12 protein-coding genes are annotated in these 14,023 nt (G+C 35.8%); 3 read left to right on the top strand and 9 right to left on the bottom strand.

The window, feature by feature from the left end:
• Positions 1-2 precede the first annotated feature (2 nt).
• From ACWHVF_RS05200 to ACWHVF_RS05190, 3 genes are read right to left on the bottom strand one after another with little or no spacing between them, the layout of a single operon-like run.
• Entirely contained in the window at positions 3-1,076 is a 1,074-nt protein-coding gene (locus tag ACWHVF_RS05200; protein ID WP_064124746.1) for a tyrosine-type recombinase/integrase, read from the bottom strand.
• A gap of 2 nt (positions 1,077-1,078) precedes the next feature.
• On the bottom strand, positions 1,079-2,467 hold the full coding sequence (gene lpdA / locus ACWHVF_RS05195; protein WP_447933226.1) for a dihydrolipoyl dehydrogenase: 1,389 nt from the start codon (positions 2,465-2,467) through the stop codon (positions 1,079-1,081).
• Complete coding sequence (locus ACWHVF_RS05190) at positions 2,460-3,569, bottom strand: outer membrane protein assembly factor BamB family protein (protein ID WP_064124685.1); 1,110 nt, start codon at positions 3,567-3,569, stop codon at positions 2,460-2,462. The genes lpdA and ACWHVF_RS05190 overlap by 8 nt, the downstream gene beginning before the upstream one ends.
• 174 nt (positions 3,570-3,743) lie before the next feature.
• On the opposite strand from ACWHVF_RS05190, the gene ACWHVF_RS05185 reads away from it, so the two are divergent.
• Both ACWHVF_RS05185 and ACWHVF_RS05180 read left to right on the top strand, forming a co-directional pair.
• On the top strand, positions 3,744-3,923 hold the full coding sequence (locus ACWHVF_RS05185) for a hypothetical protein (protein WP_179945539.1): 180 nt from the start codon (positions 3,744-3,746) through the stop codon (positions 3,921-3,923).
• 165 nt (positions 3,924-4,088) lie between these two features.
• Entirely contained in the window at positions 4,089-4,244 is a 156-nt protein-coding gene (locus ACWHVF_RS05180) for a hypothetical protein (RefSeq protein WP_179945540.1), read from the top strand.
• A gap of 28 nt (positions 4,245-4,272) precedes the next feature.
• Here the strand turns inward: ACWHVF_RS05180 and ACWHVF_RS05175 are convergent, their stop codons facing one another.
• The gene (locus ACWHVF_RS05175; RefSeq protein WP_447933192.1) at positions 4,273-4,473 is read right to left on the bottom strand and encodes a hypothetical protein; all 201 of its coding nucleotides are present in this window, start codon (positions 4,471-4,473) and stop codon (positions 4,273-4,275) included.
• A 440-nt stretch (positions 4,474-4,913) separates the two neighbouring features.
• Positions 4,914-6,206, bottom strand: a complete 1,293-nt coding sequence (locus tag ACWHVF_RS05170; RefSeq protein WP_064124790.1) for a cbb3-type cytochrome c oxidase subunit I — start codon at positions 6,204-6,206, stop codon at positions 4,914-4,916.
• Between the two features lie 224 nt (positions 6,207-6,430).
• Here ACWHVF_RS05170 and ACWHVF_RS05165 point away from each other — a divergent pair, with 224 nt between their 5' ends.
• Positions 6,431-8,209, top strand: a complete 1,779-nt coding sequence (locus ACWHVF_RS05165; RefSeq protein WP_064124791.1) for an ABC transporter ATP-binding protein — start codon at positions 6,431-6,433, stop codon at positions 8,207-8,209.
• Here ACWHVF_RS05165 and lon read toward each other — a convergent pair.
• The 4 genes from lon to tig are packed head-to-tail and all read right to left on the bottom strand — an operon-like array spanning position 8,206 to position 13,924.
• A complete protein-coding gene (gene lon, locus ACWHVF_RS05160; RefSeq protein WP_064124792.1) occupies positions 8,206-10,659 on the bottom strand; it encodes an endopeptidase La in 2,454 nt (817 codons plus the stop codon). The genes ACWHVF_RS05165 and lon overlap by 4 nt on opposite strands.
• A gap of 15 nt (positions 10,660-10,674) precedes the next feature.
• The gene (clpX, locus tag ACWHVF_RS05155; RefSeq protein WP_064124793.1) at positions 10,675-11,952 is read right to left on the bottom strand and encodes an ATP-dependent Clp protease ATP-binding subunit ClpX; all 1,278 of its coding nucleotides are present in this window, start codon (positions 11,950-11,952) and stop codon (positions 10,675-10,677) included.
• Entirely contained in the window at positions 11,952-12,578 is a 627-nt protein-coding gene (gene clpP, locus ACWHVF_RS05150) for an ATP-dependent Clp endopeptidase proteolytic subunit ClpP (protein WP_006280254.1), read from the bottom strand. The genes clpX and clpP overlap by 1 nt, the downstream gene beginning before the upstream one ends.
• 11 nt (positions 12,579-12,589) lie before the next feature.
• Positions 12,590-13,924 (bottom strand): trigger factor, encoded by a 1,335-nt coding sequence (gene tig, locus ACWHVF_RS05145; protein ID WP_064124794.1) that lies wholly within the window; start codon positions 13,922-13,924, stop codon positions 12,590-12,592.
• Positions 13,925-14,023 lie beyond the last annotated feature (99 nt).

Below are 14,023 nucleotides of genomic sequence, written 5' to 3'. Positions count from 1 at the left end.
AGTTAAGGTTTTGGCTTCTTCTCCAAACTCTGCTGAAAATTTTTGTACATGTTAAAAACATCTTGATAATTGAGGTGAGTGTAAACTTGAGTGGTCTCAAGACTCGAATGACCAAGCAGTTGTTGTATAGACCTTATGTCAACATTTTCTTGAAGCAAATGAGTGGCGAAACTGTGACGGAATGCGTGTGGAGATAAAATTTCTGGCAAGTTTAACGTTCTCCTTATTTTCTGCAAGCGATTAGCGACGTAAGTTCTTCCCAACTTTTTTCCTCTTACTCCCACAAAGAGATATTGTGCTTCATCGTCAATGCCAAGGTAAGGACAAGCTTTTATATATTCTTGTATGCACTTTTTTACTACCGGAAGAATAAATACCTGCCTTTGTTTACCTCCCTTACCTGTAATTATTAGGTTTTCGCTGCTGACATCACTAACCTTAAGACTTAGCGCCTCACTAATCCTTAAACCTGTGCCATACAGCAGGACAATAATTGCAATCTCTCTTTTGACCACCCAAGGTTCACCCAGGTCAGATAATTCCGTTTCTTTCACTAAAGTTTTTGCGTTGCCTCCTGTCATCCCAGTGCTTGACACTGGGATCCATTCTTCTTTTTTTCTGGATTCCAGTGTCAAGCACTGGAATGACAAAGAAGAGTGAGCCCCGTGTAAATAGTGGTTATGTAAGAAAAAGTCTACTAAAGTTTTTATATCAGGTATTGATAATGCTTTGGGCAGAGTTCTTCTCTGAATTGGCCTTGATAAGGAAAATACAGCTTCATTGTCTATATTGTGGTTATTTTTTATGTACTTGAAGAAATTTCTGATTACTGAGAGTGCTCGAGTGTTAGATCTTGCATTCACACCTCTTGCGTAACGAGAGGTAAGCCAACTTCTTAACTCAGGTACGCTCAATTTTTCCAAAGTGCCGACATTTACTTCTCCACCAATGTGAGTATTTAGGAAACTTATAAGATCCTTCAAGTCCCTCATGTATGACTCTAAAGTGTTTGGTGAATAAGATCTGTTGCACCTCAGCCACTCATACCATTTTTCAATGATTGAACCGAGGTCCACAATTATTTTTTAAAGAAAGCATCGATGCACGCATCTCGAAAGGCTTCATTTATATCAGGATGAGAGTGACAAATTCTGTATATATCCTCTGCTGCTGCGCCATATGCCATTGCAACCGCTGCTTCGTTGATTAGCGTATCAGCGTATGCTCCTATGATATGCACACCTAGTATTGTATCTGCTCTGCTACAAGTCAGCACTTTCACGAATCCTTCAGCATCATCAGTGATTTTTGCTCTGCCGTTTGCAGCAAATTGACATTTACCAACTTTGTACTTATAGCCAGCATTTTTGAGTTCCTCTTCGGCTTTACCGATCGAAGAAACCGCAGGGTGAGTGTAAATGACAGATGGTATAATTTCATAATCAACGTGAGGTGACTGTCCTGCTATTATCTCTGCAACTGCCACTCCTTCTTCCTCTGCTTTATGAGCAAGCATTGCTCCACCAATCACATCACCAATAGCAAATATTCCTTTCACATTAGTTTCATATCTGTTGTTAACTTGAACGAAACCGCGATTATCTTTTTCTATTTTTTCATCAATACCAAGACCATCAGTACATGGTTTGCGTCCTGCTGCCACCAATACCTTATCCGCCTCTATAGTGTTTGTTTGATTATCTTTTACAGAGCAAACTTTCACACTCAAAGAGTTACTACTTTGTTTTATTCCCTCAACTTTAGTGCTAAGTAAAAATTTTATTCCTTGTTTTTGTAGACTAGAAAGTAGAGACTTACTTAATTCTCCATCCATTGCTGCAGCGATTCTGTCAAAAAATTCTACTACAGTGACTTCAGACCCTAGCCTCCTCCATACAGAAGACATTTCAAGCCCTATTGCCCCGGCTCCGATTACGACAAGTTTTTTTGGTACTTCAGTTAAAGACAATGCACTAGTTGATGAAATAATACTTTTCTCATCGATATTAATTCCTGGCAAAGAAATAACGTCAGAACCGGTTGCAATTACTATATTTTTTGTCTTCAGCACCTTATCTTCAACTGAAACTTCAAGATTACCTTGGTCAAAAGAAGTAATTTTCCCAAGTCCATTAATTTTAGTGATTTTGTGAAGGTTAAACAGATATTCTATACCTTTTCCAAGCTCCTGAACTCTGGCGTCCTTATAGCCTAGCATTTCTTTTAAATCGAAACTTGCATCCTTAATTTTTATGCCAAGCTTCGACAGATCATTTTTCGTGTGAGCATACTGATAGGAAGAATGAAGTAGTGCTTTGGAAGGTATGCATCCAACTCGCAAGCATGTACCACCAAAAATGCTATTTTTATCTATGCAGGCAACTTTCAATCCAAGTTTTGCAGCAGCGATAGCACACTTATAACCGCCTGGACCACCACCTATAACAATCAGATCATAATCAATCATAAAGAACAAACCTATTTTCTAAAGAATAAACACCATTTCCCTCAGTTGTTACATATATTTTATCGTGAGTAAACACTGGAGTGTGAAACACATTACCAGGTACTTTGACTACCTTTCCTGCACTTTCAGATCCAGGAAAAGCAAGCATTGAACCTTTATTGCTTGTCACCCACAGTGTATGGGCATGCACAATTGGAGCAAACAATTGCGTATTTTCTATTAAATCAGATGCCCAGACTGTTTCTCCATTTTTTATATCCAGGCCGATTATTTTATTATCTTCAGTTACTATAAAAATTCTTCCGCCTTCTTTTTGTTTCTCTGCAGGAATAAGAGGACTATAATATGATTCAATGTCTGATACACTTTTTACTTGCAGTGACTTTGACCATAAAATATTCCCTGATTTTACGTCAATACCATAAATATAAGAATTGTTTGTAGCTATTAAAGTATCGCCAAGCACTCTCGGTGTAGTAGTTACATCTGTGAGCTGTGTATCCAAAAGGTTTGTAGCCAATTTTTGGCTCCACAATTTTTTACCGTCTTCATTAAAAGCTATTAACTCACCATTTGAAAATGGTGCTATTATTTTATCGTTAGAAGTTGTTGGCGATATGGAATACAAACCTCGAACCTCATTGATACCGTTTTGATAAGCCCAAACGGAGCTGCCATCTTTTATATCAAACACGTACAGATAATTATCAATAGTCAATACTACCAATTTATTATTTATTACTGCTGCTTTCCCTCTTACTGGAGCTCTCAATTCTTTTTCCCACTCAATCTTGCCGGTTTTTGCATCTATTGCGTGTAAAGTGTTATCCACTATAAAGAAAACATTTTTTTCATAATGCGATAGGCTCATGTTACCAATTTTTTTCCTATGTGAGAGGTGTAATTTCCAATTCATAGCCTTTGAGTTATCAATATCAAAGGAATATAAAGCGCCGTGCTTGTCTGATAAAATAACGCTATCTTCTGTAAGCACTGGAGCTACATATCCTTGAGATAGTTTTTTACCCACTAGACTTATTCGCTCGCTTGCCATTGTGTAACTGCTACACAATAACATTATTATAACAATTATTACTTTCATTACTTAGTTGAGAACAAGATTTATTAATATACATACTAGAAATCTTAATCACAATGAAAATGTTCTTGTTGTACGTTGAAACATTGATTTATGAACAGAATGTTATATTATTATGTAAAAACTATGCTCTTAGAGCTCATCCACTGCGCGGCAACGTGCATAGCTGTATGAACATTGAGATATAAAAGTAATTTATACCAAGAAGAAAGATGTCATCTAAGTAGCCTCTTTCTTGTCATCCCAGTGCCCAGACTACTTGGATCTAGAAAAAAGAATGGTGTCATCCGAGTAGCCCCTTTTTTGTCATCCCAGTGCCCTGACTACTTGGATCCAGGTTGCTCACAAGCAAACTAGCATAGAAAGTGGTTACAACATTTTCGATGAGATTATATGGAAAACTCGATTCCAGTGTCAAGCACTGGAATCTCGGCAACCCCTACATCATACCACCGCGGTATCTCTAGATCCCGCTAACAAGTAGCGGTATGACGATTGTCATGGTGTCATCCCAGCGCCTCTATGATGTCATCCCAATGCCTCCTTCTCCTGTCATTCCAGTGCTCCTTTTTTTGTCATCCTAGTAGCCCCTATGATGTCATCCCAGTGTCTATTTCTTTGTCATCCCAGTGCCCAGACTACTTGGATCTAGAAAAAAGAATGGTGTCATCCGAGTAGCCCCTTTTTTGTCATCCCAGTGCCCTGACTACTTGGATCCAGGAAACTTAGTTGCAAGTAATGCATTGGGTTTGGTGAGTATGGGTTTTGCGTTATAGAATGAAGCACTTTTGGTGAATTTATAAAGAAAGCTGGATCCCAGTGTCAAGCACTGGGATGACACCCTACTAGCAGAAGTTACTCTCAAATGTTTGTTCATGTTAGCTACAAACATTAAGAAATTTACCAAATAAAAAAAAAGGCAAAAGAAGCCCCGTTGGTGACTAGTTATTTATATGTACTTCAAAATATTGGCGTTTTTTATTCTAAACGCTACGATTCAGCCGCTTTTAAATGCAACTAACCTAAATTATAAACGTTAAGAAATTTACTGAGCGGAAAAAAAGGCAAAGAAACCCCAGGGTGGCTAGTATTCAAATTCTCCCTTGTCACGTCTTTTACTGTCTTAAACGCTTTATAAGCGCGTTTCAGCTTATATAGGTAGAAACCTAGAAGTTTTATAAAGACATGAGGTGCACATAGTGCAAAAATTAAGCATGATTTACGCCAAATACATTAAGTTTTTTGTCATTAATCCACTGCAGAGATTGCGAAGATAAATAAATAGCTTCACTTTCATGATAAGGGGGCTGGTGGAGTTTGTCAAGTAAGTTTTTTCGTTTCTATGGGTTAGTTGGTACGCGCTTTGCCTTTTAACAGATGTAAAAGCACAATTATTACGAACAACATTCCACCAACAACTGATATAGCGCCACCTATAATGAAGCACGTGCGTGCTAACATTGATGAAATACTTGGCAGATCTGCAACCTTCCTTAAAGCACCATACCCACCAAGCCACACAAGGCCAGTGATATGGAGAAAATGCCCCACACTGTACGCATAAATCTGTAATTTTACTATAGAGCTTTTTATTTCTTTACAGTCCAATTTTGGTAACAGCCAGTAGACAAAATTCATAAAAGCTATAGTGATCCCAACTACAGAACCGTGATAATGAGCGGGAATGGTGACATTTCCTTCAATAGTCAACACTCCGAGCACATCTCCATAAGTGAACAACAAAAATGAATGTAATAAATAGTTGCTTTTATTATTAATAAAAGTTCTGATGTTGCAGCACACTAATATTATCAAAAAGCACGGCAAAACTGCTCCAGCAATCCTCATATGCCAAGTAAAAAACTGTATTAACTTGGTACTATCAACTGGATAAACAAAATATACAAACGGTGCGCCTACAGCTAAAATCGTGTTTATAAATAGTGGTAAAATGGTAATTTTATTTAGACTAATATCACTAGCATTCAGTATTATCAAATAAACTAAAAACATTGCTTGAGCAAAAGCAAATTGCAGCAAATGTCCGCCTCCCCAAAAGAGATATTCGTAAAACAAATTCTTATCTGAATGATATAGACCTGGAGGCATATTTTGATATGCTAAAATAAAGCAAAGAAATGATGAAACAAGTATAATAACCAGCCCAATTTGCCCAACAGAGAGAAATGAAACCTCTTTTTTTGATGTGTATGCTAGCATTGCATTTACTAATATACTGGCAATAAACAAACTGAGCCCTAGCAAAAATAATTTGTTTTGTAATACAGGTATATAGTTACTTTTGATAACTTCAGTGTTTGGAACAAATGCGGATATAAACATCAGCAGCATCGAAAGGGTTGATAGAACCCATGAAAAGTTAAACCAACTATTGGTATTTTGTAGGTTTATGATAAAGAGCAGAGATATTATAGAGCACATCCACACCAAAATTGACAAGTTCACGTGTATCACCAGCGCATTATCAAAGATATATTGTGCAGAAGGAACAAGAGAGGAGATAAAAGGCAATCGTAAAAAAATAACAATTATTGACAACAATCCAGAGCAAGCAAGGGCACATACTGCTAAGAATATCCATTTTCTACAGAGTGGAGCGTTATTTTGTATGTTGAGCATGGTCTTTCTTACTTTTAGGTACTATAATACAAGACAGTGTACATTTTTCAAATTGATATACGTAGTTCAAATGAATGACATAACAACAAAGCAAGTCATATCCTTATGGGATGCACAAGTTGGTGGGTTTTTGCTAGATAAAAAGGAAAATGAAGAAATTGAATGCCGGAACTAATTTTCACCGTATACTTGTTGCGATTATCTGGAAACTTTGAGTAAACAGAATGACTAAACTTTCAACCTATCTTAGGTCTATTTTTGCAAGATACAAAACATATCTTTGCTCATTGTGTGTAATAGCAGTCACTGCGTCTGTGTCTAAAACAATTAAAAGTTATAATATAAAAGAAATCATCGATGCAATCCAATCAAACACCAGTGTTACAACATTATTAATGCTATTTGTTTTTTACACACTTATGCATCATGGAATGTTTTTTATCACTCGGCTATTAGATATAAAGTACAAACCTATAATACTAGCTGAAACTATAACTAACATGTATACAAAAACACTTGGGCATTCATTACATTGGTTTGATTCTCATTTATCAGGTGAAATCTCAAGTAAGATTACAGATTTTCAAAATAGTTTAACCACTTTAATAGGCTCCTGTTTTCAGGCTTTGAACAGCGTAGCAACCGTTGTTATAAGTATATTATTTCTTTTTAGCATTAATGTAACATCGGCAACTGTAATACTTGCATTTGTAACAATTTACACACCAGTTATAGCTTTTTTATTAAAAAAGCAAATGGAACTTCAGGAACAATATGTTGCGGCAAGACAAGAAACTCTGGGGATTATAAATGATTCTATAGCAAACATATTTGGCATAAAAATTATTGGTAATGTGTGGACGGAGTTTAAGCTAAAGATCACTCCGGCATTGTTACGCTGGCAAGATTCAGATAAAAGAGTCCGTAAATTTGATGCTTATTGGGTAGATAATGCCGATACAATCATGGTGACTATTATGTGTGCTGTGCAAATTTATTTACTTGCCTATTTGTATCAAAACGGACACATCACCGCAGGTGGTTTTGCTTTTATTTCGATGATTACACTTAATGTGCATGGAGAGCTGGATGATTTTTTAAAAAATCTGTTATTTAGTATAAACCCAGGAATCGCATCAATGAAAGCGTCATTTTCATTTATTAATCGTGATCATGACATCGAGGATATGCCAAATGCAGAGCTTCTTACAAATGTGCGTGGCGAAATTAAATTTGAGAGCGTATGCTTTGCGTATAGTGGGAGTAAAACTGATGTGCTCCATAACTTCAATTTACATATTCAATCCGGTCAGAGAATCGGCATTGTAGGCATTTCTGGTACAGGAAAAACAACTATCATTAAGTGTTTGCTCAGATACTTTGATGTGCGAAGTGGACAAATCCTTATCGATGACCAAAATATCATCAATGTTACACAAGAATCTTTACGGGCAAATATATCAGTAATTCCGCAAGATATTACTATGTTTCACAGAACTATCTTAGAAAATTTACAGCTTGCTAAACATGATGCAAGTTTTGATGAAATTGTTGAAGCGTGTAAAAAAGCAAAGGTTCATGATGATATTATGCAAATGACCAACGGGTATCATTCTATTGTAGGCGAGAGGGGTGTTAAAGTAAGTGGTGGACAGAGGCAACGTATCGCAATCGCAAGAGCTATTTTAAAAGATGCTCCTATATTAATTCTGGATGAAGCAACTTCTGCACTTGACACTCCAACAGAACAGTTAATACAAGAGTCACTAAACGAAGTACTTGAAACAAGCAATGCTACAACTATCGTTATTGCCCATCGTTTATCTACACTTCTACATATGGATCGTATTTTGGTTCTTGATCAAGGCAAGATTGTAGAAGATGGCACGCATCAGGAACTTCTTGATAAAAATGGAATGTATAAAACTCTGTGGGATGCACAAGTTGGTGGATTTTTGCCGGATAAAAGAGAAATGGAGATTGATAATATTTTTTTAATCTAATGCTTCAATGTTTCCGACATAGGAAAAGTATCATCTTTATTTTCTATAGAGGAAGGCACACTATTTTGATTATCATCACCATCAATTGGAGTAGTAGGGTGCATTAAAGCAACTTTCATAACTTCATCAATATTCTTAGCAAAAACTACGTTGATTCCCTCTTTGATGCTTGCCGGAATCTCTTGCATATCTTTCTCATTTTCACTTGGTATAATTACAGTTTTGATTGATCCTCTGAGTGCTGCAAGCAATTTTTCTCTCAAGCCCCCAATAGCTAAAACTCTACCACGCAATGTCACTTCGCCTGTCATAGCAACATTTTTGTTAACTGGTATATTTGTCATAAGAGAAACAATAGACGTACATACCGCGCCGCCAGCAGAAGGGCCATCTTTTGGTACTGCACCCTCAGGTACATGCAAATGTATATCATTATTTTGGAATTTTTCGGGCTTTATACCAAAAAATAAGCAATTTGATCGAATATAACTATACGCAGCTTTTATAGATTCTTGCATAACCTCTCCAAGCTTTCCTGTGTATTTTATTTCTCCCTTGCCCGGAATTAAGACTGATTCTATCATCAAAATATCACCACCTGTTTCAGTATAGGCGAGCCCAGTTACTATTCCTACTAAACTCTCATTTTCCGCAATGCCAAAGGTATATTTACGTACCCCTAAATAATCTTGTAAATTGTCAACCCCTACGGATATTTTCTTATTTTTATCAGTCAATATTTCTTTAACTGCCTTTCTCATGAGCTTTGCAAGCTCCCTTTCCATACTCCGCACACCACTTTCACGTGTATATAAACGTATCAATTCATATAGCGCCTCATTAGTTATGCTCCACTCCTTCTGATGCAAACCATGCTCCTTCTTTAACTTCGGAATAAGGTGGTGTGTAGCAATACTGATTTTTTCATCTTCAGTATACCCGGACAATTGTATAATTTCCATCCTATCACGCAAAGGATGTGGCAAATTTAAGCTGTTTGCCGTAGCTACAAACATTACGCTTGAAAGATCAAACTCAACTTCCAAGTAATGATCCGTAAAGTGCTTATTGTGCTCAGTATCTAAAACCTCAAGTAATGCAGATGCAGGATCGCCACGCGAATCAGAACCCATCTTATCTATTTCATCAAGCAGAAAAAGCGGGTTGCATGAATTAGCTTTTTTCATGTGTTGAATGATTTTACCAGGCATTGAGCCAATATAAGTTTTCCTATGCCCTCGTATCTCAGACTCATCACGCACACCACCAAGAGCTATGCGAACAAAATCTCTTCCTACTGCTCCTGCCATAGACTTAGCTAAAGAAGTTTTACCAACACCTGGCGGTCCAACCAAGCAAAGTATAGGACCTTTTATCTCTTTTACTCTTTTTAATACTGCTAAAAATTCTATTATTCTATCTTTTACTTTCTCTATGCCATAATGATTTTCATCTAAGATTTTTTTAGCTGCATTTAAGTTAATTTTTGCATCTTTGTACTTTCCCCACGGCAAATCAAGTAACCAATGCAAGTAACTAGATATAACTGTAGCTTCAGGAGAAATGGGATTCATTTTCTTGTATCTCTTCAAATCAGTTATAGCTTTCTCTCTTGCTTCCTGAGAAAGCTTTGTTTCATTTATCTTTTTTTCAAATTCATTGAGTATATTCCCTTCATCACCATTCTCAAATTCGCCTAATTCTTTCTGTATAGCTTTCAATTGCTCGTTAAGGTAGTAAACTTTCTGAGTGCTTTCAACTTGCGATTTAATTGTCTTATATAAACAGTTTTGTGCGTTCAAAATACTTATTTCTTTCTCAATAAAAGCAAAAGCTTTTTTTAAACGCTCTTTTGGGTCATAAGCCTCAAGTATGCTTTGTTTATCCGATACTTTTATATTTAAATGTGAAGCTACCGTATCTACAAGTTGATCAACTTCTTTGATTTGATCAATGGGGTTAATGGCAACTTCAGGCTGATTTTTCTTGTTTAGCTTACACCAGCTATCGAACGCGTCTATAACAGATCGCCTTAAAGCTTCTAAATCAATATTGTCTTCATCTTCCTTATGATGATTGTCTAACTCTACCCTGGCTTGTAATAAAGCATGAGAGCTAATATATTCTACAACTTTTCCCCTTCTTATCCCCCGGATTATAACTTTTACTGCATTGTCAGGCAATTTTATTAATGGTTGTATAATGTTTGCTAACACACCTACTTCATAAAGATCTTCTGGCTCCGGATTATCAACAGAGCCATCTTTCTGTGCTACAAGAAAAATCTCATTTTGGTGACTACTACTACTTGTTGCATATTCTAGTGCATTAACAGATTTTTCTCTACCTATGAATAAAGGCACCATTATATTTGGAAAAATTACTACATCTCTTAAAGGTAATACTGGCAATGCAGTAAAACTAGAGCTCACAGCACGTTCAATGTTCATAATATATGCCTCAAATTAATCATTAACCGTTATAACATTGCCATTATTATTATGATTAACCGTTGCTTTTCCTAATTCTACCATTTTCTTAGTGATTACTATAGTGCTACCTTCAAAATCTCCGTTTCCAGCTGTATACATAACGTCAAGCAAAAGTGACTCCAAGATAGCACGTAACATTCTTGCACCTGTTTTATAGCTTATAGCCTTTTTAGCAATAGCTGATATTGCTTCATCTGAAAACTCAAGGTTTACTTTGCTAAATGCAAGCAATGCTTTGTACTGTTTTATTAGTGCATTCCTTGGCTCTGTCAACACATGTATTAAATCTTCATGATCCAACTCATCTAAAACAGCAGTTATTGGAACCCGCCCTACAAATTCGGGTATTAAACCGAATTTGATTAAATCTTCAGGTTGAACATCATGTAAAGCATTCTTTTTCTTTTGCTCTTTAGACTGACTTATATCTGCTCCAAAGCCAACTGACGTTCCCTTTTTTCTCGCTTCAATAATCTTATCGAGGCCTTCAAAAGCTCCTCCACAAATAAATAGTATGTTACTAGTATCCACTTGTATAAACTCTTGTTGTGGGTGTTTTCGCCCTCCTTGTGGCGGAACATAAGCAACTGTACCCTCCATAATCTTAAGCAGAGCTTGCTGGACCCCTTCACCTGAAACGTCACGGGTTATTGAAGTGCTTTCAGATTTTCTTGTAATCTTGTCTATTTCATCTATAAACACTATACCACGCTGTGCTTTTGCAACGTCATAATTTGCAGCTTGTAATAAACGCGACAACACGCTTTCTACATCATCACCCACATAACCTGCCTCAGTTAAAGTTGTCGCATCAGCCATAGCAAATGGCACATCTGAAACTTTAGCAAGTGTTTTGGCTAGCAAAGTCTTACCAGAACCAGTGGGACCAATAAGCATTATATTTGACTTCTCGATTTCAATATCACTTATAGCATGAAATTGTACCATGGATTGACAATGGTTATACATAGCTACAGATAAAACGTGTTGCACGTGTTCTTGACCTACAACATGCTTGCTGAGAAAGTTTTTTATATCCTCAGGTTTCTTTAGTAATAGCTTCATATCAGATATACGATCTGAATTAAAAGATCTATCTTTCTTTTGACTTATTGCTTTATGGGATAATTCTATGCACTCATTACAAATAAACACCTTTAAACCATCCGAAGAGTTAGTAATCAATTTATCTACTTCATCTTGCGCCTTGTTGCAAAAAGAACAGTAGTGTAAATCATTATTGTTATCCATTAACCCACCTTTTGTTTAACTTTAATATTTTCAATTTCAATATCTGTACGCTCAGCTATCACCCTGTCAATTAAGCCAATTTTCCTTGCTTCTTCAGGATCCATGAATTTATCTCTTTCCATCATTCCTTCAATTTTCTTCAGTGAATTTCCAGTATGTTTTTCATAAATTTGATTTAGTTTTTTCTTAACTCGCAAAATTTCATTAGCATGTATTTCTATATCAGTTGCTTGACCATGATAACCACCTGATGGCTGATGTATCATAATTCTTGAATGAGGTAGAGAGTAGCGCTTACCTTTTGTACCAGCTGCAAGCAATAAAGAACCCATAGACGCAGCTTGACCTATACATAAAGTTGAAACGTCTGGGTTTATATATTGCATTGTATCGTAAATCGACAAACCAGCAGTTACAACACCACCTGGTGAGTTGATGTACATACAAATGTCTTTATCGGGATTTTCCGATTCTAAAAATAAAAGCTGTGCTACTATTACACTGGCCATATTGTCTTCAATAGGACCTGTTACAAAAATTATTCTTTCTTTCACTAGTCTTGAATATATGTCATAAGCGCGCTCACCGCGACTAGTTTGTTCAACTACAATTGGTATAAGAGTCATACCTTTTCCTATTAAATATTATCAAATAATTCCTTTAATTCTTTCACAGAAACAATCTGCTCTTCTTTACTAACTTTTTCTATTATATAATCTGTCACTTTATACTCAAGCGCTTGCCCTCTAACTAATTCTTGAAATTGTTTATTTGATTCAAAATGCTTAAGTACTCTGTCAAATTGCACATCTTTACTGACATATTGATTTACAATAACACTCAAAACATCATTTTGAGTTAATGATATTTTATGTTCTGCACTAAATTTCATAAATAACATAGCAAGCTTTACACGTTTTTCAGCTTCTTTACGAGAGTCATTTTGAGCACCCAATTCTCCTTCCATTCTTTGTTGCTCCTGTTTTACTATGTCTGTGGGTAAATCAAAACTATAATTAGCATCCAAATAATCAAACAGCTCCTTTTTAATTAAGAGATTTCTCATTTCGGTGCACTGATCACCAATCATTTTTTTTGCATGATTTATTAGCAAAGAATAATCTTTAAACCCAATACTCTTAGCTATTTCATCATCATTTTCAAAATCTTTGGCAATTTGAATCTCATTAACTCGCACAGAAAAATCAGCTTCCTGTCCTGCAAGGGAAATGGCTTGGTAATTTTCAGGAAATTTCAACTTAAAGTTCTTTGTTTCTCCCTTTTTCATACCAGTTAATTGATCTTCAAAACCATTAATAAATGTGCCAGACCCTAAATTAACGGCAAAATTTTTGCTACTTCCACCTTGAAAGAGCTTATTCCTAATCCGCCCTTCAAAATCAATTATCAATTTATCCCCATCTTTCGCTTGATAAGAAGCATCATCAACAGAGGCGAAATTGGGGAATTTTGTTTTAATAGAATCAATAAATTCTTTTATATCTTCCTCTTCAATCTTTGCTTCAATTTTCTTTAAGTTTATTTTGTCGAGATCTATCACTGGTACTTCAGGCATCGACTCAAAAGATAGCTTGTATACAAAATTGCCCTCCTCATTTTCTTTGCCCAGATCTGGTAATGATATAACATCAACCTTAGGATAAATGTGAGACTTGACTTCAATTTTTTTCATCAAATCACTTGAGCAATAATCAATTGTATTATTTATCACATATTCCAAAGCTTCGTTTTTATAATTTGCAACAACAAGGTCATAGGGCATCTTTCCAGCCCTAAATCCAGGTGATTTTGCATTTTCTGCTATCTCTTGCAACCTGGAATTTACCTTTTGTTTTATATAATCACTACTAACTGTGATTTCATACTCATACTTTAGTTTATCTATACTAAGCTCTTTGTAGGTATATACGCTACTTACTTCGACTGTATTTTGAGGTATATTATTAGACATCATAATTCATTTATTAATATTTTAATTCATATCTTAATAGAGCTATTTTACCAGAATTTAAGTTAAACACAATCCTTAAGAACAGATTTTTATACAAAC

This window comes from Wolbachia endosymbiont of Dactylopius coccus (assembly GCF_977011065.1).
The sequence above is the reverse complement of the archived record's forward strand: the minus strand, read 5'-3'. Positions and strand labels throughout refer to the sequence as shown.

Bases quoted from the DNA above. Each gene is read 5' to 3' on its own strand.
- ACWHVF_RS05165 (WP_064124791.1), top strand. From the start codon at position 6,431: ATGACTAAACTTTCAACCTATCTTAGGTCTATTTTTGCAAGATACAAA.
- clpX (WP_064124793.1), bottom strand. From the start codon at position 11,952: ATGGATAACAATAATGATTTACACTACTGTTCTTTTTGCAACAAGGCG.
- ACWHVF_RS05170 (WP_064124790.1), bottom strand. From the start codon at position 6,206: ATGCTCAACATACAAAATAACGCTCCACTCTGTAGAAAATGGATATTC.
- ACWHVF_RS05180 (WP_179945540.1), top strand. From the start codon at position 4,089: ATGATGTCATCCCAATGCCTCCTTCTCCTGTCATTCCAGTGCTCCTTT.
- lon (WP_064124792.1), bottom strand. From the start codon at position 10,659: ATGAACATTGAACGTGCTGTGAGCTCTAGTTTTACTGCATTGCCAGTA.
- clpP (WP_006280254.1), bottom strand. From the start codon at position 12,578: ATGACTCTTATACCAATTGTAGTTGAACAAACTAGTCGCGGTGAGCGC.
- tig (WP_064124794.1), bottom strand. From the start codon at position 13,924: ATGTCTAATAATATACCTCAAAATACAGTCGAAGTAAGTAGCGTATAT.
- lpdA (WP_447933226.1), bottom strand. From the start codon at position 2,467: ATGATTGATTATGATCTGATTGTTATAGGTGGTGGTCCAGGCGGTTAT.
- ACWHVF_RS05190 (WP_064124685.1), bottom strand. From the start codon at position 3,569: ATGAAAGTAATAATTGTTATAATAATGTTATTGTGTAGCAGTTACACA.